Annotated in this window: 24 protein-coding genes and 1 pseudogene; 9 read left to right on the top strand and 16 right to left on the bottom strand. The window is 72.6% G+C overall.

The window, feature by feature from the left end:
• Positions 1-2: 2 nt before the first annotated feature.
• Positions 3-467 carry a Fur family transcriptional regulator gene (locus ABTX81_RS32550; protein WP_344343418.1) on the bottom strand — a complete coding sequence of 155 codons (465 nt, stop codon included), beginning with the start codon at positions 465-467 and terminating at the stop codon, positions 3-5.
• A gap of 100 nt (positions 468-567) precedes the next feature.
• A complete protein-coding gene (locus tag ABTX81_RS32545; RefSeq protein ID WP_350553180.1) occupies positions 568-1,152 on the bottom strand; it encodes a heme-binding beta-barrel domain-containing protein in 585 nt (194 codons plus the stop codon).
• Between the two features lie 274 nt (positions 1,153-1,426).
• Between ABTX81_RS32545 and ABTX81_RS32540 the strand changes: the two genes are divergently transcribed.
• Positions 1,427-1,795 carry a DsrE family protein gene (locus ABTX81_RS32540; RefSeq protein WP_350553178.1) on the top strand — a complete coding sequence of 123 codons (369 nt, stop codon included), beginning with the start codon at positions 1,427-1,429 and terminating at the stop codon, positions 1,793-1,795.
• A 10-nt stretch (positions 1,796-1,805) separates the two neighbouring features.
• Here the strand turns inward: ABTX81_RS32540 and ABTX81_RS32535 are convergent, their stop codons facing one another.
• The 7 genes from ABTX81_RS32535 to ABTX81_RS32505 all read right to left on the bottom strand — a co-directional run bounded on the left by ABTX81_RS32535 (position 1,806) and on the right by ABTX81_RS32505 (position 6,584).
• Complete coding sequence (locus ABTX81_RS32535) at positions 1,806-2,042, bottom strand: DUF3099 domain-containing protein (protein ID WP_502892907.1); 237 nt, start codon at positions 2,040-2,042, stop codon at positions 1,806-1,808.
• A 103-nt stretch (positions 2,043-2,145) separates the two neighbouring features.
• On the bottom strand, positions 2,146-2,436 hold the full coding sequence (locus ABTX81_RS32530; RefSeq protein ID WP_344343425.1) for a DUF1416 domain-containing protein: 291 nt from the start codon (positions 2,434-2,436) through the stop codon (positions 2,146-2,148).
• Positions 2,437-2,475: 39 nt separating this feature from the next.
• Positions 2,476-3,309 carry a sulfurtransferase gene (locus ABTX81_RS32525; protein ID WP_350553173.1) on the bottom strand — a complete coding sequence of 278 codons (834 nt, stop codon included), beginning with the start codon at positions 3,307-3,309 and terminating at the stop codon, positions 2,476-2,478.
• A gap of 249 nt (positions 3,310-3,558) precedes the next feature.
• The gene (locus ABTX81_RS32520; RefSeq protein WP_350517234.1) at positions 3,559-3,639 is read right to left on the bottom strand and encodes an Ms5788A family Cys-rich leader peptide; all 81 of its coding nucleotides are present in this window, start codon (positions 3,637-3,639) and stop codon (positions 3,559-3,561) included.
• 233 nt (positions 3,640-3,872) lie between these two features.
• Positions 3,873-4,589 carry an LmeA family phospholipid-binding protein gene (locus ABTX81_RS32515; RefSeq protein ID WP_350553171.1) on the bottom strand — a complete coding sequence of 239 codons (717 nt, stop codon included), beginning with the start codon at positions 4,587-4,589 and terminating at the stop codon, positions 3,873-3,875.
• A gap of 103 nt (positions 4,590-4,692) precedes the next feature.
• Complete coding sequence (locus ABTX81_RS32510; RefSeq protein ID WP_350553169.1) at positions 4,693-6,279, bottom strand: hypothetical protein; 1,587 nt, start codon at positions 6,277-6,279, stop codon at positions 4,693-4,695.
• A gap of 5 nt (positions 6,280-6,284) precedes the next feature.
• The gene (locus ABTX81_RS32505) at positions 6,285-6,584 is read right to left on the bottom strand and encodes a MoaD/ThiS family protein (protein ID WP_350553167.1); all 300 of its coding nucleotides are present in this window, start codon (positions 6,582-6,584) and stop codon (positions 6,285-6,287) included.
• A 685-nt stretch (positions 6,585-7,269) separates the two neighbouring features.
• Between ABTX81_RS32505 and ABTX81_RS32500 the strand changes: the two genes are divergently transcribed.
• From ABTX81_RS32500 to ABTX81_RS32480, 5 genes are all read left to right on the top strand, one after another.
• The gene (locus ABTX81_RS32500) at positions 7,270-8,013 is read left to right on the top strand and encodes a response regulator transcription factor (RefSeq protein WP_350553165.1); all 744 of its coding nucleotides are present in this window, start codon (positions 7,270-7,272) and stop codon (positions 8,011-8,013) included.
• Positions 8,014-8,196: 183 nt separating this feature from the next.
• Entirely contained in the window at positions 8,197-9,243 is a 1,047-nt protein-coding gene (locus tag ABTX81_RS32495; protein WP_350553163.1) for a LacI family DNA-binding transcriptional regulator, read from the top strand.
• Between the two features lie 94 nt (positions 9,244-9,337).
• On the top strand, positions 9,338-10,567 hold the full coding sequence (locus ABTX81_RS32490) for a S1C family serine protease (protein WP_350553161.1): 1,230 nt from the start codon (positions 9,338-9,340) through the stop codon (positions 10,565-10,567).
• Between the two features lie 57 nt (positions 10,568-10,624).
• Entirely contained in the window at positions 10,625-11,401 is a 777-nt protein-coding gene (locus ABTX81_RS32485) for a response regulator transcription factor (RefSeq protein ID WP_350553159.1), read from the top strand.
• A complete protein-coding gene (locus ABTX81_RS32480; protein WP_350553157.1) occupies positions 11,398-12,894 on the top strand; it encodes a sensor histidine kinase in 1,497 nt (498 codons plus the stop codon). Before ABTX81_RS32485 ends, ABTX81_RS32480 begins: the two co-directional genes overlap by 4 nt.
• A 78-nt stretch (positions 12,895-12,972) precedes the next feature.
• Here ABTX81_RS32480 and ABTX81_RS32475 read toward each other — a convergent pair whose 3' ends face one another.
• The 4 genes from ABTX81_RS32475 to ABTX81_RS32460 form a co-directional block, all read right to left on the bottom strand.
• Positions 12,973-14,766: a bifunctional metallophosphatase/5'-nucleotidase gene (locus ABTX81_RS32475; protein ID WP_350553155.1), complete on the bottom strand. Its 1,794-nt coding sequence runs from the start codon at positions 14,764-14,766 to the stop codon at positions 12,973-12,975.
• 226 nt (positions 14,767-14,992) lie between these two features.
• Positions 14,993-16,342: an ATP-binding protein gene (locus tag ABTX81_RS32470; protein ID WP_350553153.1), complete on the bottom strand. Its 1,350-nt coding sequence runs from the start codon at positions 16,340-16,342 to the stop codon at positions 14,993-14,995.
• Positions 16,343-16,383: 41 nt separating this feature from the next.
• Positions 16,384-17,958 carry an SCO6880 family protein gene (locus tag ABTX81_RS32465; RefSeq protein ID WP_350553151.1) on the bottom strand — a complete coding sequence of 525 codons (1,575 nt, stop codon included), beginning with the start codon at positions 17,956-17,958 and terminating at the stop codon, positions 16,384-16,386.
• A gap of 6 nt (positions 17,959-17,964) precedes the next feature.
• On the bottom strand, positions 17,965-18,909 hold the full coding sequence (locus ABTX81_RS32460) for a hypothetical protein (protein WP_502892904.1): 945 nt from the start codon (positions 18,907-18,909) through the stop codon (positions 17,965-17,967).
• Between ABTX81_RS32460 and ABTX81_RS39740 the strand changes: the two genes are divergently transcribed.
• A complete protein-coding gene (locus ABTX81_RS39740; RefSeq protein WP_502892903.1) occupies positions 18,899-19,063 on the top strand; it encodes a hypothetical protein in 165 nt (54 codons plus the stop codon). The genes ABTX81_RS32460 and ABTX81_RS39740 overlap by 11 nt on opposite strands.
• A 186-nt stretch (positions 19,064-19,249) precedes the next feature.
• On the opposite strand, the gene ABTX81_RS32455 is transcribed toward ABTX81_RS39740, so the two are convergent.
• Entirely contained in the window at positions 19,250-20,047 is a 798-nt protein-coding gene (locus ABTX81_RS32455) for a hypothetical protein (protein WP_350553149.1), read from the bottom strand.
• 286 nt (positions 20,048-20,333) lie between these two features.
• Entirely contained in the window at positions 20,334-20,684 is a 351-nt protein-coding gene (locus tag ABTX81_RS32450; protein WP_350553147.1) for a DUF8827 family protein, read from the bottom strand.
• A 248-nt stretch (positions 20,685-20,932) separates the two neighbouring features.
• Between ABTX81_RS32450 and ABTX81_RS32445 the strand changes: the two are divergent.
• Both ABTX81_RS32445 and ABTX81_RS32440 read left to right on the top strand, forming a co-directional pair.
• Positions 20,933-21,940, top strand: a pseudogene (locus tag ABTX81_RS32445) (C40 family peptidase); the annotation flags it as partial.
• A gap of 435 nt (positions 21,941-22,375) precedes the next feature.
• On the top strand, positions 22,376-23,104 hold the full coding sequence (locus ABTX81_RS32440; protein WP_350553145.1) for a phosphatase PAP2 family protein: 729 nt from the start codon (positions 22,376-22,378) through the stop codon (positions 23,102-23,104).
• Positions 23,105-23,114: 10 nt separating this feature from the next.
• On the opposite strand, the gene ABTX81_RS32435 is transcribed toward ABTX81_RS32440, so the two are convergent.
• The gene (locus tag ABTX81_RS32435; RefSeq protein WP_350553143.1) at positions 23,115-23,315 is read right to left on the bottom strand and encodes a hypothetical protein; all 201 of its coding nucleotides are present in this window, start codon (positions 23,313-23,315) and stop codon (positions 23,115-23,117) included.
• Positions 23,316-23,434 lie beyond the last annotated feature (119 nt).

Genomic DNA, 23,434 nt, shown 5'->3' with positions numbered 1-23,434 from the left:
GCTTACGACCGCCCCGCGGCGCGCTCGGCGGTGCAGTCGGCGCAGCGGCCGAAGATGGCGAAATGCTTGAGGTCGGTGTCGAAGCCGTGCTGGGCGCGGAGGCTGTCGATCAGCGGCTGGGCGATCTCGGTGGCCGTCTCGGTGACCTTCTCGCAGTCCCGGCAGACCAGGTGCAGATGGTGGTGACGCCCGGCCAGGTGGTAGGTCGGCGCGCCGTGGCCGAGGTGGGCGTGCGAGACCAGGCCCAGCTCCTCCAGCAGCTCCAGGGTCCGGTAGACGGTGGAGATGTTGACGCCGCTGGCGGTCTGCCGGACGTGGCAGAGGATGTCGTCCGGGGTGGCGTGGTCGAGCGCGTCGACCGCCTCCAGCACGAGCTGCCGCTGGGGGGTGAGCCGGTACCCGCGCTCGCGCAGGTCGGCCTTCCAGTCGCCGGAGAGCTGCCAGTCGGTGGTGCCGGTGTCCGCCACGGGTCCTGTCCCTGCCAAACGTCGGGGGTCCTGGACCAAGTGTAGGGACCGGCCGGGGGCCGGTCCCTACCCGTGTGCGCGCCGCGGCCGGCGCCCGCGCCTACTTGAAGAAGGCGATGCCGTCGTCCGGCAGGTCGTTGATGTCCTTGATCAGCTGGGCCGGCGAGAGCACCTTGCGCAGCTGGGCGGACATGTACGGGCGCAGCGGAACGTTCGGGGCGGCCTTCTCACCCACCCAGAGCAGCTCCTCGTTGACGAAGCCGTAGAGGCGCTTGCCGCCGGAGTACTCCGGGGAGCCCTCGATCCGGGCCACCGCGTCGGTGGAGACGTCGATCTGCGGCTTGCCGTCGGCCAGCTCGCCGTACCAGATCTCCACCGTGCCGTCGTCACGGACGGACGAGATCTCGACCCCGCGGGCACCGCTGGTGCCGTGCTGGTTGCTGGTGATGCGCCAGAAGGCGTGCTCGTTCTCCAGCGGGCGGACCTTCTCGCCCTCGCCGTTCAGCACCCAGGTGCGGGAGCGGAACTCCAGGAAGGGCCGTCCGTCGTGGCGGATGACGATCTCCTGGCCGAAGTTGCACTTCTCGGTCCCGGGGAAGTCGTAAACGCCCGCGCCCTCCCAGGTGCCGAGGAGGAAGGCGAGCGGGACGACGTCCTTGTGGAGGTCAGAGGGGATCTCGATCATGTTCCTGGTCGCTGTCGTCGGTGCGGGAGTACTTCAACCGTACGGCAGTGCGCTCAGCGCTGGCCCTGGTAGAGCTTCATCACCGAGAAGATGGCGAACCAGGTGATCAGCACGGCCATGAGGGCCAGCAGACCGTCGAAGAAGATTTCCAGACCGGACACGGGGGGCTCCCATTGCGGCGACAGTGTGGTGGATTTTGCTGCCGCTCACTCTATCCGGCGGGTGGGGACGGGTCTCGGTGAGCCCCACCACGTCGGCGATCTAGGGTGTCGGCATGTCCCAGAAGAAGAAGCTCGTCATCAAGGTGACCGCCGGGGCGGACGCCCCCGAGCGGTGCTCGCAGGCGTTCACGGTGGCGGCGGTGGCCGTCGCCAGCGGCGTCGAGGTCTCGCTCTGGCTGACCGGGGAGTCCTCCTGGTTCGCGCTGCCCGGGCGCGCGGCGGAGTTCGAGCTGCCGCACGCGGCGCCGCTGCCGGACCTGCTGGAGTCGGTGCTGGCCGGCGGCACGCTCACGCTGTGCACCCAGTGCGCGGCGCGGCGGGGCATCGAGGAGAAGGACCTCGTCGAGGGTGCCCGGATCGCGGGCGCGCAGGTCTTCGTCAGCGAGATCATGGCCGACGGCGTGCAGGCGCTCGTCTACTGACGCGGTCCGTCTACTGGCGGGGTTCGTGGTCGGGGCGGTCCCGGTCGTGGCCGGGGTCGTCCCACTTCGGGTCCTCCCAGCGCGGGTCGTCCCACCAGTCGTCCTCGGGGTCGCGCCGGTTGGCGAACACCGCCGCCGCCGGCGGGATGACCATCGCGACCACGCACAGCGCGACGGCCGCCGGGACGGAGACGAACCGGACCGCTCCCCAGGCCAGCACGAAGAGGCCCAGGCAGACGCCCATCATGGCGTAGTAGTAGCGGCGCCGCCGTCGGGACTGCACCCTTCCACGGTATGCCCGAGGGCCCCCGCTCGGCAGGAGCCCTCGGTACTGCTGCTTCCGTCGCCGGTCAGACGGCGATGGCGACCTCGGTCAGGTTGCCCTGGGAGGCGACCACCTGGCGGTCCACGGTCTGGCCCGGGATGAGCGCCCGCAGGGTCCACTTGCCCGGGCGGGCGAAGAACCGGAACTGGCCGGTCGCCGAGGTGGGGACCTCGGCCGTGAACTCGTTGTTCTCGTCGAGCAGTCGGACGTAGCCGTTGACCGGCTCGCCGTCGCGGGTCACCGAACCCTGGATGATCGTCTCGTTCGCCACGTCAACTCCTGCCAGGTCCGGGCCGCCGGCCTTCGCACCGCACATTGTCTTGTTTCCCTTCTGCCTTGCGCTGGAGCCGGTGGCTCAGTTGCCGAGCTCGATCGGCACGCCGACGAGGCTGCCGTACTCGGTCCAGGAACCGTCGTAGTTCTTCACGTTCTCCTGGCCGAGCAGCTCGTGCAGCACGAACCAGGTGAGCGCGGAGCGCTCGCCGATGCGGCAGTAGGCGATGGTGTCCGTCGCCAGGTCGACGCCCTCGGCCTCGTACAGGGCCTTGAGCTCGTCGTCGCTCTTGAAGGTGCCGTCGTCGTTGGCGTTCTTGGCCCACGGGACGTTGCGCGCGGTCGGCACGTGGCCGGGGCGCTGCGACTGCTCCTGCGGGAGGTGGGCCGGGGCGAGCAGCTTGCCGGAGAACTCGTCGGGCGAGCGGACGTCGACCAGGTTGAGGTTGCCGATGGCGGCGATCACGTCGTCGCGGAAGGCGCGGATCGAGGAGTCGGCGGCCTGCGCCTTGTACGCGGTGGCGGCGCGCTGCGGCACCTCGACGACCAGGTCGCGGGAGTCCAGCTCCCACTTCTTGCGGCCGCCGTCGAGCAGGCGGACGTCGCCGTGGCCGTACAGCTTGAAGTACCAGTAGGCGTAGGAGGCGAACCAGTTGTTGTTGCCGCCGTAGAGCACGACGGTGTCGTCGTTGGCGATGCCCTTGGCGCTGAGCAGCGCCTCGAAGCCGGCCTGGTCGATGAAGTCGCGGCGGACCGGGTCCTGGAGGTCGGACTTCCAGTCGATCCGGACCGCGTTGCGGATGTGGTTCTTCTCGTAGGCGGAGGTGTCCTCGTCGACCTCGACGATGACGACCTTCGGGTCGTCCAGGTGGGCCTGGACCCAGTCGGCGTCGACCAGGACGTCGCTGCGGCTCATGGTGATGTTCTCCATCCGGGGGCGGTTGGCGGAAGGTGCTCGCTGCTTCGGGTGCTGCTGCTCAGCGGTGCTGCGGTCGCCCGTCGGCCACCGGTCCGAATTCCTGTCCGAATAATGGGATGGAAGGCGGTGTGCGGGGCGACCGGGCGGTGTGTGGCGGAGTACGGCGGCGACGCCCGGCCAGAGAGGCCTCGGGTGATCACCGGGAAGAATCGGCGGCGGGGGCAACTGCCCTACCTGGACGCCGAGTTAGCGCATTCGACACAGACAGGCGGCCACGCGGCACAGGTCTACCGCCCGCCGCTTGGTGAGATCCGTCTGTCGCTTCATGCCGACGATGCTAGGGACACCCGAGGCCCGCTGTCACCAGCGTATCGAATGGTGAGACCCAACGGCTCGGATAGTGGGATTTGACCATTTCATGGGCGGCGGGATCCGGCCGGGGCCCGGACGGCGGGCGTACGGGGACCGGTCGGGAGGCGGGAACGGCACCGCTCCGCGGCCGGCGCTGGACAGCGCGTCTCGCGGAGCGGAACGACGGAAGAGGAGGAAAGACCGCGGGATCAGCCGATGAGCTTGACGTCCTTGCCGTCGAATCCCAGCTGGAGGCCATCCTCCTGCGGCGTGACCGCCGACAGGTTCAGCCCGGCGGGCAGCGCGGAGAGGTCGAAGCTGATCGGGGCGAGGGGCTGGTCGGACACCCCGGCCAGCAGCGAGGCCATCGCGCTCAGCTTGAAGCCGTCCACCGTCACGGTGTTGCCCTGGTTGTGCACCGCGGCGTCACCGACCGGGAACGGCCCCAGCGAGGCCTTCACCTTGCCCGGACCGCCGTAGGAGAGGCTCAGCCGGGTGCCCGCGCCGAGCGAGAGCCGGCCGACGTTCGGCACCAGCTCCGAGGCCGGCGGCAGCAGCCGGGACAGGTCCGCGTAGGTGATCAGCCCGGAGCCGCTCCCCCGGTCCACGGTGGCGCTGCTCATGTTGCCGCTCACCTCGACCCCGGACAGCGTGGCCCGGAACGCGTGCAGGGCCACCTTGTCCTTGCCCTCGCCGACGGTCAGCCCGTCCGAGGAGATCCGCACGTCGTCCAGCTTCTGCGAGACGACCTGGGTGAGGAAGGGGAACCCCCCGATCGAGACGTCCGGCTTCTGACTCATCCGACCGCTCTTGAGGATCTGCTCGGCGGCCTCGTCCTCGGCGACGCCGACGGCGATCCGGTCGGCGCCCACCAGCACCCCCGAGAGCACCACCACGCCGATCGTCGCCTTCAGCCAGCCGCGCATCGCTCTCCCCCGTCGTCGCCGGTCGCCGTTGCGGCCGCTTCCGCACGACCGTACGACGTCCCGCCCCGGAGCATGGTTCCGGGACGGGACGTCATCGAGGAGTTCAGCCGAGCAGCGCGGTGGCGATCCAGACCAGCGGCGCGGAGACCGCCAGCGGCAGGGCCACGCCGGCCGTCATGTGCACGAACCGGGACGGGAAGTCGTACCCGGCCACCCGGCGGCCGATCAGCGCGCCGAGGCCGGCCGCCACGCCCAGGAACGGCGGCGCGCCGACCGCGAGGCCCAGGCCGACCGCCGCGAGCAGGCCCAGCAGCGGTCCGAGCCAGCGCGGTCCGGGCAGCGGCGCGGCCGCCAGCAGGGTCGCCAGCGCGACCGCGCCGACCGCCGCCGGCACCCAGTCGGCCAGCAGCAGCGCGGTGCAGAGCACCGTCACCACGGTGGCGGAGCCGAGCACGGTGAGCGCGTAGAACCGTTCCTTCGGATCGGCCGGCCGGAACGTCTGCAGCACCAGCACCAGCAGGAAGAACCCGCCGAGCGTGCCCACCACCGCCGCCGTGCCGCCGTCCGCGTCGGCCAGCAGCACCGCCACGTCGGCCACCACACCGGACAGCGCGGCCAGCGCGATGCCCTGGCGGGCCGGCCACATGCCGTTCAGCCGGAACCAGCCGGCCGCCGTCAGGCCCTGGAGCAGGACGAGCACCAGCGCGAGCGCGGGCTGGCCGAGCGCCGCGCCGCCGGCCAGCAGGGCGGCGGCGCCGGCGGTGATCAGGGCCGGCTGGAGGCCCGGGTCGTTGATCGGCGATCCGGTCCGGACGGGACCGGCCGGGGCCGGCGCCTGCGTCTGCGTCCGTACCGGGGACGGCTGGACCGCCGGGGCCGCGGCCGGGAAGGCCTGCGCGCCCAGCGACGGGGCCGGGCCGGGGAACGGCGCGGCCGGACGGGCGGACGCGCCGTGGCCGCCCTGCGCGGCCCGGGCGGCGCGCGCGGCACGGGCCGCGGCCGGATCGGTCAGCACCGGGGCGGGGGGCTCCGGGCGCTTCAGCGTCATGGTCGGCTGGTCCAGGCCCTGCCCGTGGTCCGGGGCCGGCGCGGGGACGTGGGCCTGGGCGGGCGCCTGGGCCTGGGCCTGGGCCGCCTGAGCGGGTGCACCGGGCTGCGCCCGGCGGTGCGAGCGGCCGTGCCGCGCCTCGGTGTAGGGCCGGGCCGGCCCCTGCGGCGGTGCCTGGACCGGCGCGACCGGTGCGACCGGCGGCATCGGACCCGACGCCGTCACCGGCGGGAGCAGCGCGGTCGCGGCGTCGTCCAGCGCCGGAACGGGCGGCAGCAGCGTGGTCGCCGCCGCGTCGTCCAGCGGCGGCACCGGTGGGAGCAGCGCCGTCGCGGCGTCGTCCACACCCGGCCCGGCCCCGTACGGCGGCTGCCCGTAGTACGGCGCGTGAGCCGCGCCGGGGGCGTGCGGCTGCGCCGCGTGCCCCTGCTGCGCATAAGGATCCGGCGCGTACGCCTGCGGCGGGGCGTACGGATAAGGGGACGCCTGCCCGGGCTGGGGCTGGTAGCCCTGCGGCGCCGGCTGCTGCGGCTGGGGCTGCGGCGGCCCGTACGGGTACTGCTGCTGCGGCCGGTACGGCTGCTGGGGCTGCTGATGGGGCTGCTGGGGCTGCCCCTCGGGGGTTCCGTTCATCCCGGTCACGCCGCTCACCCGCCCGCGAACGGGGGGAGGACCTCGACCGACCCGCCCTCCGTGAGGGCCACGGTCGTGTGGTCGCGGCCGCCCACCGGCGAGCCGTCCACCAGGTAGGAGCAGTGGCCGAGCAGCCGGACCAGCTTCGGCCGGTCCGCGTGCCGCTCCTTGGCCTGCTCCAGCGCCTCGGCCAGGGTCGCCGCCAGGTACGGCTCCTCGGCCAGCCCGGCCTCCGACTTCGCCGCCGCCCAGTAGCGGATCGTCCCGCTCACCCGAACGGCGGCCGCCGGGTCGTGCCCGGTGGTCGCGCCCATGGCAACCCCTTCTCGTCGTCCTCGCCCGGGCCCGGGTGCCCGGGCGGGTCCACCACCGGGGGTGGCCGCGCGTCGCCCGAAAGGTGTACGCGCACGGTGCCGCCGATGTGTCCCCCATGATGTCGTGTTCGCCCTCGCGAGCGGCAATCGCCCTGGCCCGACGCCCGGCGGCGCCGTCGCGAAGCTGTGGCCGGGCTCACCCGGGGCGCGCCCGAAAAGGCCGAACCGCCGGATTCGAGCCCTCCCGGCGCGGGGGGCCGGTCGGCTATCCTCGATGCCTGAGGGATCCGGGCAGAGTCGCCCCCGGATCCTTTTGTGCTTTCAGGACGCCAGTACGGACGTTCTTGCGAATCGTCGGCCCACCCCCGGCGTGCCGCAGGGACCGCCCCCGCCACACACGGCACAACGACGTGCCGGGACCGGGCCGGGGCGTCGGACAACCCCGGCTCCGGGCCGCCGCCCGGGACGGGCCAGGACCGGAAGGTTCGCGGATGAGCAGGGCAGAAACGGTGCACCGGGGGTCGCGGGACCTCCGGCGGGTGCCCCGTCCGCCCGTGCCCACCCCCGCCGGGTCCTCCGCCTCCTCCCGAGCGTCCGTCTCCTCCCCCTCACCAGCACGTGCGCCATCCGGCTGTGGCGGCAGCCGGAACGCGACCGCGACGACCCGGAAAGGGGACTACCGGGTATGAGTTCTCTGCTCCTTCTCACCAACGCGCTGCAACCCTCCGCTGAGGTCCTGCCCGCCCTCGGCCTGCTGCTGCACAACGTCCGGGTGGCCCCCGCCGAGGGCGCCGCCCTGGTCGACACCCCCAGCGCCGACGTCATCCTGGTGGACGGCCGGCGCGATCTTCCGCAGATCCGCAGCCTCTGCCAGCTGCTGCGCTCCACCGGCATCGGCTGCCCGCTGATCCTGGTGGTGACCGAGGGCGGCCTGGCCGCCGTCACCGCCGAGTGGGGCATCGACGACGTCCTGCTCGACACCGCCGGCCCCGCCGAGGTCGAGGCCCGGCTGCGGCTCGCCCTCGGCCGGCTCCAGGTGACCACCGACGACAGTCCGATGGAGATCCGCAGCGGCGACCTCTCGGTCGACGAGGCCACCTACTCGGCCAAGCTCAAGGGCCGGGTGCTCGACCTCACCTTCAAGGAGTTCGAGCTGCTCAAGTACCTCGCCCAGCACCCCGGCCGGGTCTTCACCCGGGCGCAGCTGCTGCAGGAGGTCTGGGGCTACGACTACTTCGGCGGGACCCGGACGGTCGACGTGCACGTCCGCCGGCTGCGCGCCAAGCTCGGCGTCGAGCACGAGGGCCTGATCGGCACCGTGCGCAACGTCGGCTACCGCTTCGTCGTCCCCGACAAGGGGGACAAGGGCGAGCGGGCCGAGCGGGCCGAGCCGCCCGCCCGGCGTTCCCCGGCCGTCCTGGACACCTGACCGGCCGGGCCGGGCGGGGCGCGCGCGTCGTGCCGCCCCGCCCGTCCCGACCGGCCGCACGGCCCCGGTCGTCCGGCCCGTCCGGATTCGTCCCGCGCCGCCCTGGGCCGTCCGGGACCCGCGCCCGCCCGGCGCGGGTCCCCCCACTGCCCGGCCGCACGCCACCCGCGTAGACTCCCCCCCGTGGCCAAAGTGACGCGCGACGATGTAGCCCGACTGGCTGGTACCTCGACCGCGGTCGTCAGCTACGTGATCAACAACGGGCCGCGCCCGGTCGCGCCCGCCACCCGGGAGAAGGTGCTCGCCGCGATCGAGCAGCTCGGCTACCGGCCGAACAGCGTCGCGCAGGCGATGGCCTCCCGCCGCACCAACCTGATCGGCATGGTCGTCCCGGACGCCCGCCAGCCGTTCTTCGCCGAGATGGCGCACGCCGTGGAACGGGCCGCCTCCGAGCGCGGCAAGCTGGTGCTGATCGGCAACTCCGACTACGTCGACGACCGCGAGGTCCACTACGTCCGCGCCTTCCTCGGCATGCGGGTCTCCGGCCTGATCCTGGTCAGCCAGGGCCCCTCGCAGCGGGCCGCCGAGGAGTTCGCCGCCATGGAGGGCGCCAAGGTGGTGCTGCTGCACCGCCGCCCCGAGGCGATCGACGACGTCGCGGTGGTCACCGACGACGTGGCCGGCGCCGAGGCGATCGTCCGCCACCTGCTGGAGGTGCACGGGCACCCGTACGTGGCCTGCTTCGGCGGCCCGGTGGAGTCCCCCGCGCCCGGCGACCCGGTCATCGACCACGTCGAGGGCTGGCAGCGCGCCATGGACGCGCACGGCCTGCCCACCGAGCCCCACCTCATCGACGCGCCCTTCCACCGCTACGGCGCCTACGACGTCGCGCTCGACCTGCTGCGCTCCGAGAACCGCCCGCCGGCGATCTTCTGCTCCACCGACGACCAGGCCATCGGCGTGCTGCGGGCCGCCCGCGAGCTGGGCCTGCGGGTACCGGAGGACCTCGCGGTGGCCGGCTTCGACGACGTGCCGGAGGCCGCGCTCGCCGACCCGCCGCTGACCACCGTCGCCTCCGACCGCGACGCGATGGCCCGGGCCGCGGTGGACCTGGTGCTGGACGACTCGCTGATGGTGCCCGGCTCGGACACCGAACGGGTCCGCACCTTCCCGTCGCGCCTGGTCGTCCGGCGTTCCTGCGGCTGCTCGCCGGAGAGCGCCGGCTCGTAGCCTGACCAGGCTTTATGAGAAGTCAACGGGCTTCTCGGGGCCTTCTGAGCGGGCTCTCACGCGATTCTCATCCAACGGGCGGACGTTGGTCGCCATGAGCGATCACCAGCAGTGGCAGCAGCGCACCGACGGCGACCAGTACGAAGGCCAGTACGACGGCCAGTACGACGGCCCGGGCGGGTACCCGCGGCCCCAGGTCATCCCGGGCACCGTCCTCGACAGCACCACGCACGACGGCTCGACGCACGACGGCTCGACGTACGGCGGCTCAACGTACGGCGGCTCCGCGTACGACGGCACCGGGTACGACGGCACCGGGTACGGCAGCCCCGCCCACCCCGCCGCCGGCACCCCGCCCCCTCCCCCGGCCCCGCCGTTCCCGCCCGAGGCGGGCACGCCGGCCGCCCCCGGCGGCCCCGGCCACCGCGCCCGGCGCGGCCTGCTGCGCGGCCGGCTCGCCCTGGTCACCGCCGTCGCCGCGATCGCCGCCGTCCTCGGCGGGGTCACCGGCGGCGTCGTCGCCGCCGAGGACCACGACTCCGCCTACCGCACCGGCACCCTCGCCAGCCCGGTCGCCGCCCGTGCCGACGGCAGCGCCGACGTCGCCGCCGTCGCGGCCGCCGTCTCGCCCAGCGTCGTCCAGATCACCGTGCAGACCGCGAACGGCACCGCCACCGGCACCGGCGTGGTGCTCGGCGGGAACGGCCAGATCCTCACCAACTACCACGTGGTCTCCGGCGCGGCCGGCGGCGGCCGGATCACCGTCACCTTCCACGACGGCTCCACCGCCAAGGCCTCCCTCACCGGCACCGACAAGGCCCTCGACGCCGCCGTGATCACCGCGAGCGGCACCAAGGATCTCACCCCCGCCGTCCTCGGCGACTCCTCCGCCGTCGCGGTCGGCGACCCCGTCGTGGCCATCGGCAACCCCGAGGGCCTCACCGGCACGGTCACCTCCGGCATCATCAGCGCCGAGCACCGCGAGGTCACCGTCCAGCTCGACGAGGGCACCACCAGCGGCAACGGCGGCTTCGGCTTCCCCCAGCTGCCCGGGCTGCGCGGCACCGCCCCGCAGGGCGGCGGCGAGACCGCCACCTACCAGGCCTTCCAGACCGACGCCGCGCTCAACCCCGGCAACTCCGGCGGCCCGCTGATCAACGCCGAGGGGCAGGTCATCGCCATCAACTCGGCGATGTACTCGCCGAACGGCTCCAGCGCCACCGCCGGCGGCAGCGGGGCCGGCAGCGTCGGCCTCGGCTTCGCCATCCCGATCGACGACATCAAGCAGGTGCTGCCGAAGCTGCAGTCCGGCCAGAACGTCTGACCACGTCCGACAATTGACCCGAGCAGGCCCTCCCGCCACCAGAAAGGGCAACCGCCGATGACCCCGTCCGCCGACGACCGCACCCCCGCCGAGCCCGGGCAGCAGACCACCGCCCGGCTCCTCGTGGTCGACGACGAACCCGCGCTCCGGGACGCCCTGGAGAGCAGCCTCGCCTTCGAGGGCTACGAGGTCGCCACCGCCACCGACGGCTACGAGGCCCTCGAATCCGTCGAACGCGAGCGGCCGGACCTGGTCCTGCTCGACATCATGATGCCCCGGATGGACGGCCTCACCGCCGTCCGCCGGATGCGCTCGCGCGGCGACACCGTCCCGGTGCTGATGCTCACCGCCCGGGACGCCGTCGGCGACCGGGTCACCGGCCTCGACGTCGGGGCCGACGACTACCTCGCCAAGCCCTTCGAACTCGACGAGCTGCTCGCCCGGGTGCGCGCCCTGCTGCGGCGCAACGCGCTCGCCACCGAGGCCGCCGCCCGGGCGGCCGCCGTCGAGGAGGAGACCGACGTCCTCGCCTTCGCCGACCTGCGGATGAACACCGCCACCCGCGAGGTCACCCGGGCCGGCCGGCCGGTGGAGCTGACCCGCACCGAGTTCATGCTGCTGGAGATGTTCCTCGCCCACCCCCGCCAGGTGCTCACCCGCGAGCAGATCCTCAAGGCGGTCTGGGGCTTCGACTTCGAGCCCTCCTCCAACTCGCTGGACGTGTACGTGATGTACCTGCGCCGCAAGACCGAGCAGGGCGGGCTGCCCCGGCTCGTCCAGACCGTCCGCGGAGTCGGCTACGCCCTCCGCCAGGCCGCCGGCACCTCCGCGTGAGCCCCACCGTCCCGCCTCCCCCGCTCACCCCGCCGCGCATCCCGCGCCGCGGCCGCCTCACCACCTGGTACCGCGCCCGCTCCCTGCGCACCCGCCTCACCTTCCTCACCGCGGCGGCGGTGGCGGTGGCGATCGCGCTCTCGGCGCTGGCGTGCTGGTTCATCGTGGAGGAGCGGATGTACGGCGTGGTCCGCAGCGATCTGGAGAACGCGCGGGGATCCGGCCCGCCCGCCGACCTCAACGACTGCACTACCACCCCGCAGAGCGCGCTCAGGAAGGTCCAGAACTCGGCCCCGCAGCCGCTGGCCGGCGCCGCAGCCCCCCGGGACACCCAGTACGTCATCCCCGGCCCGATCCCGCGGTACTGTCTGCCCGGCATGGCCACCAAGGCCATCGTCCCGGATCCCGCCGACTTGGCGGTCCTCGATCTCAAACCGAGCCAGTTCGTCATCCGCGACGGCCATTACACGAACGGCGAACCGGCCCTCGTCCGTATCTCCTGGATCAAGCCCCCAGCGCTCCCGCCGACCCTGGTCATGGTCGCCACCTCGACCAAGGCCGTCGAGGACTCCCTGCGCCAGCTCGCCTTCGTCCTCGGCGGCGTCGCCCTCGGCGGCGTCATCCTCGCCGCCGTCGCCGGGCGGCTCGTCGCCCGCTCCGCGCTCAAGCCCGTCGACCAGCTCACCGACGCCGTCGAGCACATCGCCCGCACCGAGGAGGTCGGCACCACCATCCCGGTCCAGGGCGAGGACGAGATCGCCAGGCTCTCCACCTCCTTCAACTCCATGAGCACCGCGCTCGCCAACTCCCGCGAGCGGCAGACCCAGCTGATCGCCGACGCCGGGCACGAGCTGCGCACGCCGCTCACCTCCCTGCGCACCAACGTCGACCTGCTGATCCGCAGCGACGACACCGGCCGCCCGCTGCCGCCCGCCACCCGCACCAAGCTGCTCGGCAACATGAAGGCCCAGATGCAGGAGCTCACCGTACTGATCGGCGACCTCCTCCAGCTCTCCCGCCCGGACTCCCCCAAGCCGGTCCGCACGCTCGCCGTGGTCGCCCTGCACGAGATCGCCGAACGGGCCGTGGAACGCGCGAAGCTGCGCGGTCCCGGCCTGGTCTTCGAGACCGCCACCGCGCCCTGGTACGTGCACGCCGACGCCGCCGCCCTGGAGCGCGCGGTGATCAACCTGCTGGACAACGCGGTGAAGTACAGCCCGCCGGGCGGCACCATCGAGGTCCGGCTCGACGGCGGTGTGCTGACCGTCCGCGACCACGGGCCGGGCATCCCCCCGGAGGAGCTCCCGTTCGTCTTCGACCGCTTCTGGCGCTCCCCGTCCTCCCGCCAACTCCCGGGCTCGGGCCTGGGGTTGTCGATCGTCGCGCAGAGCGTCCGGGAGGCCGGCGGCGAGGTGTCGCTCGGCCCGGCCCAGGACGGCGGCCCGGGTGCGCTCGCCACCGTCCGGCTGCCCGGCGGCCCGACCCCCGCCTAGCCGGGGCACGAAGAAGGGGCGGGGCGCCCCGACAGCGCCCCGCCCCCTCCGGCCGGCTCATGGCCGGCGACCGCCGGCTCAGCCGGTGGTGCTGCCCGCGGCGATGACCTTGATCCGGTCCTGCGCCGGAGCCTTCAGCGGCGCGGCGGCCGAGCTGTTGGCACCCAGGTAGGCGGCGAAGACGTCCAGGTCGGAGGCGCCGACGAGCTTGTCGGTGCCGGCCGCGAAGGCCGGGAAGCCGTCGCCGCCGCCGGCCAGGAACTCATTGGCCGCGACCCGGTACTTGGCGGCCGGGTCGACCGGCGCGCCGTTGAGGCGGATCGAGTCGACGACGACCCGGTCGGCGCCCTTGTTGCGCATGTCCAGCGTGTAGGCGAGGGACTTGGACGGCTGGAGGATCTTCGGCGAGGCCTCGTTGGAGCCGCTGACCTGCTGCTGGAGCAGCTGGATCAGCTGGGCGCCGGTCAGCGTCTTGACCTGCATCATGTTGGTGAACGGCTGGACGGTGAACGCCTCGCCGTAGGTCACCACGCCGTCGCCCTCCCCGCCGCTCGCCTTGTAGACGAGGTCGGAGCGGATGCCGCCGGGGTTCATGAACGCGACCTGTGCGCCGCCCTTGTCGGCGGGCGCCAGACCGGTCTGCTGGGCGTCGGCGATGACGTCGCCGAGCGGCTTCTCCGGGTCGTTGTTGCCGCGGCCGTTGATGTCCGAGGCGATGTAGCCGATCGGGCGGTTGGCGATCGGGGCGGCCAGCTTCGAGTAGTGGTCGATCAGCTGGGTCATGTCCGGGGCCTTCTCGACCGTCCGGCGCACGATGTGGTTCTCGGCCTTGACCGACGGGCGCACGATGGCGCCGGTGGTCTTGTCGAGCTTCAGGTCGATCTCGGTGTACAGCCGGCCGAAGGAGGCGGCGCTGGTGACCGAGCGCGGCACGCCCTGCGGGTCCGGGATGGTGCAGGCGTACGCGTTGTGGGTGTGGCCGGTGACGATGGCGCCGACCGCCGGGTCGATGTTCTTGGCGATGTCGACGATCGGGCCGGAGATGCCCTGGCCGGCCGCGCCGCAGTCGTAGTTGTAGGTGCTGCTGGCCGGCAGGCCGCCCTCGTGGATCAGCGCGACGATCGAGTTGACGCCCTTGGCCTTCAGCTCGGCGGCGTACTTGTTGATCGTGGCGACCTCGCCCGCGAACTTGAGGCCCTTGACGCCCTCGGCGGTGACGATGTTCGGCGTGCCCTCCAGGGTGACGCCGATGAAGCCGACCTTGACGCCCTGGGACTTGGTCACCCAGTACGGGGCCAGCACCGGCTTGCCGGTCTTCTCGCTGGTGACGTTCGCCGACAGGTAGTTGAAGTTGGCGCCCTTGAACGTGCGCCCCTCCTCGTAGCAGCCGTCGGTCGGGTGGCAGCCGCCGTTCTGGAGGCGCAGCAGCTCGGCGGAGCCCTCGTCGAACTCGTGGTTGCCGACCGAGCTGACGTCCAGGCCGAGCTTGTCCAGCGCCTCGACGGTGGGCTCGTCGTGGAAGAGCGCCGAGGTCAGCGGGGATGCGCCGACCAGGTCGCCGGCGGCGACGGTGATCGAGTCGTCGGCGGGGATGCGGGCCTGGCGCAGCGCGGTGGCGAGGTACTCGATGCCGCCGGCCGGGGTACTGACCGGCTGGCCGGTGGCCGGGTCGATCTCCCGGATGGTGCCGGACGAGCCGGCCGGGGGCTCCAGGTTGCCGTGCAGGTCGTTGATGGCCAGCAACTGGAGGTTGACGGTCTTCGGCTTCTTGGCGGTCGCGGCCTGGGCCGCGGACGGCATGGCCACCGTGCCGACGAGGCCGGCCGCGGCGACGACGGCCAGCGCCGACCGTCGGGTTCTGACGGAGAGCATGTAGGGGGTCCCCTGCACCTGTGAGAGCGCCCAGCTGTGGACAGGCCCGGGCGCGCGAGACGAGTGTCGTTGCGCGAGTGCAGCCTAGGGTCAACGCGCGTAGCTGTCAGGCCCCCGGACGTAACGACAGGGTTACCTGCTGACGAATCGTCGGCGGAATCTCCCCGCCGGCCCGCCCCCGGCCGTGCCGCCCCCGGGGCCCGGCGGACCCGTCCGCGGCCCGGCCTCAGACTCCCGGCTCGGCCGCCAACTGCCGTTCGGCACGCACCCGTTCGGCCACCGCGTCCTCGGTCATCGCGCGGTCGGTGTAGACCAGCGGACGCTCCGCCTCGGTGATGATGTGCTTCACCACCTGGACGTTGCCGTTGACGTCCCAGACCGCGATGCCCGGCGAAAGTGTGGGGATGATCTCCACCGCCCAGCGCGGCAGGCCGAGCACCCGTCCGGTGGCTCTCGCCTCCTCGGCCTTCTGCATGTAGATGGTCCGGGTGGAGGCCATCTTGAGGATCGCCGAGGCCTCCTTGGCCGCGGCCCCGTCCACCACGTCCGACAGGTGGTGCACCACGGCGACGAAGGACAGGCCGAGCCGGCGGCCGAACTTCAGCAGCCGCTGGAACAGCTGCGCCACGAACGGGCTGTTGATGATGTGCCAGGCCTCCTCGACCAGGAAGATCCGCTTCTTGCGGTCCGGCCTGATCCAGGTGTGCTCCAGCCAGACCCCGACGATCGCCATCAGGATCGGCATCGCGATCGAGTTGCGGTCGATGTGCGACAGGTCGAAGACGATCAGCGGCGCGTCCAGGTCGATGCCCTCGGTGGTCGACCCGTCGAACATGCCCCGCAGGTCACCGTCGACCAGCCGGTCCAGCACCAGTGCGACGTCCAGGCCCCAGGACTGCACCTCCTTCACCGCCACGCCCAGCGACTCCACCGACGACAGGTCGGGGTTGCGCAGGGTGTCGATGATGTCGTCCAGCACCGGCTGGCGGTCCCGGACGGTCGCCACCACGTGCGCGTGCGCGGCCTTCAGCGCGAAGCCGGCCCGCTCCTCCAGCCCGCGCCCCATCGCCACCTCGATGATGGTGCGCAGCAGCGACAGCTGACCGGTCTGGGTGATCGCCGGGTCCAGCGGATTGAGCTTCACCCCGCCGTCCCGGGCCGCCATCGGGTCCAGCCGGATCGACTTTATGCCCAGCGCGTTCGCGATCAGGTTCCACTCGCCGACCCCGTCCTCGCCCTGCGCGTCCAGCACCACCACCTGGCGGTCCCGGAACCGCAGCTGACGCAGCACATAGGTCTTCTCCAGCGCCGACTTGCCGTTGCCGGACTCCCCCAGTACCAGCCAGTGCGGGGCCGGCAGCTGCTGGCCGTACAGCTGGAACGGGTCGTAGACGTACCCCTTCCCGCTGTACACCTCCCGTCCGATGATCACCCCGGAGTCGCCCAGCCCCGGCGCGGCGGTCGGCAGGTACACCGCCTGCGCCTGGCCGGTGGAGGTGCGCACCGGCAGCCGGGTGGTCTCCACCTTGCCGAACATCAGGCTGGTGAACGCGTCGGTGAGGTTGCCGATCGCCATACGGGGGCCTCCAGATCAATCGCTCGGCCGCCGGTCCCCGCTCAGCGGCGGATACCGGTGGCGAACGGCAGGGTGTTGACGAACGCGCGGTGGTGCTCGCGGTCGCACCACTCCAGCTTCAGGTAGCTCTTGCCCGCCGAGGCCCGGATCGTCCGCTTGTCCCGGGCCAGCGCGTCGGGGTTGCGCGCGGAGACCGTGATGTAGCCGACCAGGTTGACGCCGGCCGCGCCGGACGCCAGGTCGTCACCGCGCTGGTCCACCCGGCCGCTGTGGGCCAGGTCGCGCGGGTCGATGGTGCGGTTCATCTTGGCGGCGCGGCTGGCCTCCGCCTCGTCGTTGGTCTTCTCGGTGAGCATCCGCTCGATGGCGACGTCGGTGGGCTCCAGGTCCATCGTCACCGCCACCGTCCGGATCACGTCCGGGGTGTGCACCAGCAGCGGCGCCAGGAAGTTGACTCCGACCGGGGTCAGCGGCCACTCCTTGATCCACGCGGTGGCGTGGCACCACGGCTCCCGGGTCGCCGACTCGCGGGTCTTCGCCTCCAGGTACTGCGGGTGGGTGGCGTCCAGCTCGGCCGGCCAGGCGTTGCGCTTCGACATCGCCTGGATGTGGTCGATCGGGTGGTCCGGGTCGTACATCGAGTGCAGCAGCGAGGAGAGCCGGGCCTGGCCCAGCGGCTGCCGCACCCGGATGTCCGCCTCCGCCAGCCGCGCGCAGATGTCGGTCAGCTCGCGGGCCATCACCGCGGCCAGGCCCTCGTCGTCCCGGGCCCGCCGCCCGGTCGCGGTGCGGCCCATCGCGTGCGCCTCGGCGGCGAGGTCCCGGGTGTAGTGCATGCAGGCCACCAGGTACGCCCGGTGCTGCTCCGAGGAGGTCGACACCATCGACTGCAACTGGTCGTACGAGTCCTGCAGCCAGCGCGGCGCGTCCGGGTCCCCGCGCCGCTCCACGTCCTTGGCGTGCGCGTCCGGGTCGGCCGGCAGGGTGCGGGCCAGGATCTGCAGCCGGGTCACGAAACCGTCCCCGTTCGCGACGTGCTTCAGCAGCGTCCCGAACCGGTCGACCAGCGCCTCCTGGTCCTCCGAGTCGCGCAGCCCGACACCCGGGCCCTCGATCTCGATCGCCGCCGTCACCGTGCGCCGCTCCAGGTGCATCAGCACCCCGACCTCGTCCGGCCCGAACGGCGCCGACAGCCAGCGCAGCCGCCCCACCCCGGGCGGCGGCCCGATCTCCACCTCGCGGCCGTCCAGCCGCGTCCCGGCGTCCATCGCGTCCGACTTCCACACCGCCCGGCCGCTGCGGACCGTCCGGCGGTAGGTGCGGTTGATCTCCACCCACTTGTAGAACGTCCGGCGCCGGTACGGCACGTACACCGCCGCGATCGCCATCGCGGGCAGGCCGACCAGGCCGGCGATGCGCAACGGCAGGATCGGCATCATCAGGCCCCAGACCATGCCGAGGAAGGCCCCGAAGATGATCAGCACGATCTCGCCGGACTCCCGGTTCCGGCCGATCGGCGCGTTCGGGCGGGCCTTGCCGATCAGGTAGGTACGGCGCTGGTGCACATACGGCTGGGCGTACTGGGCACCGTACTGGCCGAGCGGTTCGCTGCTCACTACCCGTCACCCTCCCTTCGCTGGATTGCTGTCGCGAGCCGCCTGGACCGGCGGCCCGGCCTGCGGCGGCGGCGCCGGCGTGCGCGCCGCGTGGGCGGCGATGCCCGGGGCGACCGAGCCGCCTCCCGAGCCCGAACCGCCCCCGCCGCCGCCCGGCTGCGGGCCGCGGTCGCCGTGCGTGCTGATGCCCTGCCGCATGAAGTTCGCGGTCCCGTTGATCATCGCCGATCCGGCCGAGACCGCGCTCGCCCGGGCGCTGCGCATGCTCATGATCTCGTCACCGAAGCCCGGCACGAACCGGTACACGGCGGCGCTCGCGAAGATCGACAGGAACAGGATCGCCAGCCCCGACAGCACCCGGGCGAAGTCGTCGCTCGCCCCCGCCCCGGCCGACACCGCACCGGCCAGCCCGAGGATGATCACGATGATCGGCTTCGCCAGGTCCACCGCCACCATCACCCCCGCCCAGCGGCGCACGTGCTTCCACAACTGCTTGTCCACCAGCCCCGCGTACACCGCCGTCCCCAGCAGCGCGCCCACGTACAGCATCGCCGCCCGGATCAGCAGCTCGATCCAGAGCACCGCCGCCGCCAGCACGGCCACCAGCGAGGTAAGGATCAGGATCAGCGGCCCGCCGCCGATGTCGCCCTTCTCCAGGGTGTCCGCGAACCCGCCCAAGTACGTCCCGGTGTCCGACTTCGTCCCCACCGCGATCGCCTTGGTCAGCCCGTCGGTCGCGCTCACCACCGTGTACAGGATCAACGGCGTGAACGCCGACGCGACCACCGTCAGCCACAGGAACCCGATCGCCTCCGAGATCGCCGTCGCCAACGGCGCCCCGCGCACCGCCCGCTTGGTCACCGCGAGCAGCCAGAGCACCAGCGTGACGATCGTCGACGCGGCGAACACCACCGCGTACTGCTGCAGGAACGACGCATTGGTGAAGTCCACCTCCGTCGTCCCGTCGATCGCCCCCGACAACTTCCGCACCACCCACGCCGCCGCCTGCGCACACCCCTTCGCCAACGACCCCAGCGGATCCGTCACCGTCCCCACCGTCCCACTCCCGGGCAACGACGCCCCGCCGCCACCAGGGGCGCAGTAGACGTCGTTGCCGGGAAGGGGGATCCCCGGGCAGTTCGAGTTGGGGGTGCTGGGAGTCGGGGTCGGGGTCGCCGTGGGCGATGGCTCGGCAAGAGCTTGCTGCGCCGTCAGGACAACCGCCAGCAGGCCCAGGACCGTCCCTCCGGAAAGCCTTGCCAGAGCGCGCGGAATCATCGCCCGGCCATCGTCAGCGCGCATAGCGGAAGCCTCCGAACTGCTCGACGGCACCTGTGATCTCCTCAGCGGTCGCGGCCTGCTGGTCCGGTGGTACAGGTGCCGGGCCCGACACCCGGCTGTAATCGGTGAGCTTCCAGTCCTCGCCCACCCACCGCAGGCTGAGGGTGAGCGTGAACCACTCTTCCGAGACCGGCCGGACCGAGCGCTCACCGGCGATTCCGAAGAGGCCCGTGCACCAGACCTCCACCTTCACGCTTTCGGCCGTGTAGGCGCTGCTCTTCGTCCCCACCGGGACGGTTCGGCTGACGAAGGTCATTCCCTTCGGCGCCCGCCCCTGGGCGTCCACCCCGAACCTGGCGGCCGTCTCCGGTGAGAACCCCTGGTCCAGGCGGGACTGGAGGGTGGGGGTGGCGGCGGGGTCGGCGATGGTGGTGACGATGGCGTGGCGGGTGTCGGTGCGGAACATGTCCGTGGAGCCGATGGCCACCGCGTAGTTGGCGGCGGCGGACTGGGCGCCCTGGTCGGTGTGCGGGAAACCGGAGGCGATGCCGTTGACCGTGGTGGTGACGGGCTGGTCGCCGGAGGCGGCGGTGGCGGCGGCTCCGGCGGCGGAGCGGCCGGCGGTGCTGCCGGGGTCGGGTTTGCCCCGGTTGGCGATCGAGATCGCCAGCACCAGCAGGGCGACCACCAGCAGGACGGTCAGCAGGGTGCGCAGCGGGTGCGCCTGACGGAGGCTCGGCTGGGAGGAGGGCTGTTCGCCGACCGGCAGCCGCGTACGGGTGTGCGGCTGGTCGTCGGACAACGGCACGGCGGCCCTCCTGGTGCGGGGAGCCGGCTGGCGACTCCGGGGGCCCCTCCGGGCCGTGGGCGGGCGCGGAGGGAAGGGGTGATGGATGGATTCCCGGCGGGGCTCCGCGCATTCACGGATGCCCGGACCGGCGGTCGGACGGTCAGACGATCGGACAGGTCGGCGGACACGGACGGCGTGCCGCCCGGCGCCGCGTCACGACGAAGCCCGAGGAGTCCGAGGAGCCCGGGGAGCCGGATTCATCGGATTCGCCGGATCCGTCCCGACTGTCCGATCTGCCTGATCGTCAGATCGCCATGCCGTACACAATGGTGAACAGAGTGCCGAGTGATCCAATGATGAACACGCCGGTCAGCCCGGCGATGATCAGCCCCTTGCCCTGTTCGGCGCCGAAGCTGTCGCGCATCGCGGTGGCGCCGATCCGCTGCTTGGCCGCGCCCCAGATGGCGATGCCGAGGCAGGCCAGGATGGCCACGGCCATGACGACCTCGACCATCACCCGGGCCTCCGACCCGAGGCTCGCGAACGGGCCCCAGTCCGGGGCGATCCCGCCGATGATGGTGTCGATATTCGGCTTCTTTGGTGGGTCCTCGGCCAGGTGGCCGATCGCGATGCTGTGCACGCTGCTCTGGTTCATTTCCATCTCACCGCCCGATCAGGCAAATTCAAGGGCCCAGACCCCGCCCGCGCGAAGGGTCGGTACCTATTCTTGGCCAGATCTGATGTCGACTTGGCTACTTCTCGCGGATTGGTCGTGAGGCATCGGACACGTACGCGAGGATGTCCACCGTACGAAGGATAGCGCTCACTCTTTGTATCTCTGATGATTGCGGTGAGCAACGCCTTCCGGGACACTTCGACTGACGATTCGTCGGGATGGTGCTGATGGTACTCCGGAAGGGCGGTACAGCCGCCGCTGCTGCGGGAGTTGTCCTCGCCGGCTTCGTCGGCCTGGTGACGCTCGGGACGTATGCGGCGAGCGGGACGCCGCAGCAACAGGGCAATGCCGCCGGGCTCTCCCCGGGAACCGTTCCGGCCGCGTACCAAGGGCCGATCGAACAGTGGGGCCGGCTCTGCCCCGATCTCTCCCCCCCGTTGCTCGCGGCGCAGTTGTACCAGGAAAGCGGTTTCAACCCGAAGGCCCGTTCCGGGGTCGGGGCGGAGGGCCTGGCGCAGTTCATGCCGGGCACCTGGGCGTCGTACGGCACCGACGGCAACAACGACGGCCGGCGGGACCCCTGGGACCCGCTGGACGCCATCGCCTCGGCGGCCACCTTCGACTGCGCGCTCGCCAGGGACGTGGCCAAGGTGCCGGGCGACCGCCAGTCCAACATGCTGGCCGCCTACAACGCCGGGCCGGGCGCGGTGTCGAAGTACCAGGGCGTGCCGCCGTACCGGGAGACCCAGGGGTACGTGCGGAACATCCTGGCGACGGCCCGCAGCTTCGCCGCCCCGGCGAACCCGGCCGCCCCGGTGGAGGTCTCGGCGCAGTCGGCGGGCGCGATCTACTTCGCCCAGACCAAGCTCGGCACCCCGTACCTGTGGGGCGGCGACGGAAAGGCGTGGCAGAACGGGCGTTTCGACTGCTCCGGACTCACCAAGGCCGCGTTCGAGAGCGTGGGCATCCTCCTGCCGCGGGTCGCCAACGACCAGTGGTACGCCGGGCCGCACCCCTCGCGCGACCAGCTGCGTCCGGGGGACCTGGTGTTCTGGGCGACCGACCTGACCGATCCGCGGAGCATCCACCACGTCGGCATCTACGTGGGCGGCGGGTACATGATCGACGCGCCGCACACCGGCGCGGTGATCCGCTACGACAAGATCGACACCCGGGAGTACATCGGCGCCACCCGGGTCACCTCGGACGGCGCCCAGGCCCTGCCGGACCGCAACGACGAGGGCACGGTGATCGCCCCGAGCCGCCCCGGCGACCCGACCCCGACGCCCGCGCCCGCCGCCCTGACCACCCCCGCCGCGCCCGCCGCACCGACCACCCCGACCACCCCGGCCGCACCGGCACAGAACCCGCCCGCCCCGGCGGCGCAGGCGGCGGCCCAGGCCGCCCCGGCCGGCCGGCCCACGGCGGGCGCCGTCGCGACAGGTTCAGGTCAACTCACCGCAAAGAACTGAGCCGGCCCGCCCGCGGGGTGTGCGCGCGGTGTGGACGCTGAGTCAAGTTTCCATAACTGCGCGTTTCCGTGGAACGCTGTACACCGGCGATGACGTTGTGTCCGGTGGTTCCCCGTCACCTCACCGCCCCCACCGGGGCGGCGGCGGACGGGGCCACCGCGCCACGACCGGATGAAGCGGACCCGAAGGAGGTGCGGCGTGTCGACGCCGCTTGCCGACACGACCAACCCCGACCTCGGCCTGCTCTACGCCGTCAACGGCCTGGCCAGACACGCCCCGGACTCGTTGGACCACCTGGTCTCCTGGATCGGCGAGTACGGCATCCTGATCGGCCTCGCCCTGCTGGGCCTGGTGGGCTGGCTGCGGGCCCGCCGGCGCCCGGACGCCCCGGTGGCGGTCGCCGGGCTGCTCTGGGCCCCGCTCTCGGTCGCCATCGCCGAGCTGGCCAACCTGCCGATCTCGGCGATCGTGGACCGCCCCCGGCCCTTCGTGGACCACTCCGGACTGGAGGTGCTGGTCGAGGGCAAGGCCGGCACCCACTCCTTCGTCAGCGACCACTCCACGATGTCGATGGGCATCGCGGTGGCGCTCTTCCTGGTGAACCGGCGGCTCGGCTGGATCGCCGGCGGTCTGGCCCTGCTGCAGGGCTTCTGCCGGATGTACATGGGCGTCCACTACCCGACCGACGTGCTCGGCGGCTTCGCGCTCGCCACCGCGGTGGTGCTGCTGCTGGCGCCGATCGCGATGGCCGTGCTCGTGCCGCTCTGCCACGCGCTCACCCGCACGCCGCTGGCCCCGCTGATCCGCGCCGGACGGGGCGCCGAGCGGGGCGGGGGCCGGCCGCGCGGACGGGGCCGGCGCGGCGGCGGGGCCCGGGGGGCGCTCCGCACCGAGGAGCAGCCGCGGGAGTCCGACCTGGCCGCATGAGCGGGACGGCCTACCCCGGCTCCCCCTCGACGCCCTCGGCGCCGCCGAGGTGGTCCTCCGCCTCGCGCCGGGTGAGATCGCGCGAGCGCCGGGCCGGGGAGTACCAGCCGCAGCTGCAGGTCGCGTAGCAGAAGGAACCGCGTTCGCTGATCGCGACGCGGTGCTCGGGCATCCGGGTGGTGCCGGGAACGGCCGGCAGCTCACTGTGCACGTGCTTCACGGTAACGCGCCGGGGCCCCGGCGCGCGACGGATGTGACGCGCGGGACACCGTAACCCCTCGCGCCCCAACTCGTTTGCCCGGAAAGAGCTCTGCCCACCCGTTGACGGTG

This window comes from Kitasatospora sp. NPDC097605 (genome assembly GCF_040302725.1).
Lineage (GTDB): Bacteria > Actinomycetota > Actinomycetes > Streptomycetales > Streptomycetaceae > Kitasatospora.
Note: the sequence above shows the minus strand (reverse complement) of the source record. Positions and strands in the feature narration are given on the sequence as shown.

Bases quoted from the DNA above. Each gene is read 5' to 3' on its own strand.
- ABTX81_RS32540 (WP_350553178.1), top strand. From the start codon at position 1,427: ATGTCCCAGAAGAAGAAGCTCGTCATCAAGGTGACCGCCGGGGCGGAC.
- ABTX81_RS32505 (WP_350553167.1), bottom strand. From the start codon at position 6,584: ATGGGCGCGACCACCGGGCACGACCCGGCGGCCGCCGTTCGGGTGAGC.
- ABTX81_RS32530 (WP_344343425.1), bottom strand. From the start codon at position 2,436: ATGTGCGGTGCGAAGGCCGGCGGCCCGGACCTGGCAGGAGTTGACGTG.
- ABTX81_RS32545 (WP_350553180.1), bottom strand. From the start codon at position 1,152: ATGATCGAGATCCCCTCTGACCTCCACAAGGACGTCGTCCCGCTCGCC.
- ABTX81_RS32515 (WP_350553171.1), bottom strand. From the start codon at position 4,589: ATGCGCGGCTGGCTGAAGGCGACGATCGGCGTGGTGGTGCTCTCGGGG.
- ABTX81_RS32535 (WP_502892907.1), bottom strand. From the start codon at position 2,042: ATGATGGGCGTCTGCCTGGGCCTCTTCGTGCTGGCCTGGGGAGCGGTC.
- ABTX81_RS32450 (WP_350553147.1), bottom strand. From the start codon at position 20,684: ATGAACCAGAGCAGCGTGCACAGCATCGCGATCGGCCACCTGGCCGAG.
- ABTX81_RS32525 (WP_350553173.1), bottom strand. From the start codon at position 3,309: ATGAGCCGCAGCGACGTCCTGGTCGACGCCGACTGGGTCCAGGCCCAC.
- ABTX81_RS32500 (WP_350553165.1), top strand. From the start codon at position 7,270: ATGAGTTCTCTGCTCCTTCTCACCAACGCGCTGCAACCCTCCGCTGAG.
- ABTX81_RS32475 (WP_350553155.1), bottom strand. From the start codon at position 14,766: ATGCTCTCCGTCAGAACCCGACGGTCGGCGCTGGCCGTCGTCGCCGCG.
- ABTX81_RS32520 (WP_350517234.1), bottom strand. From the start codon at position 3,639: ATGAAGCGACAGACGGATCTCACCAAGCGGCGGGCGGTAGACCTGTGC.
- ABTX81_RS32470 (WP_350553153.1), bottom strand. From the start codon at position 16,342: ATGGCGATCGGCAACCTCACCGACGCGTTCACCAGCCTGATGTTCGGC.
- ABTX81_RS32485 (WP_350553159.1), top strand. From the start codon at position 10,625: ATGACCCCGTCCGCCGACGACCGCACCCCCGCCGAGCCCGGGCAGCAG.
- ABTX81_RS32490 (WP_350553161.1), top strand. From the start codon at position 9,338: ATGAGCGATCACCAGCAGTGGCAGCAGCGCACCGACGGCGACCAGTAC.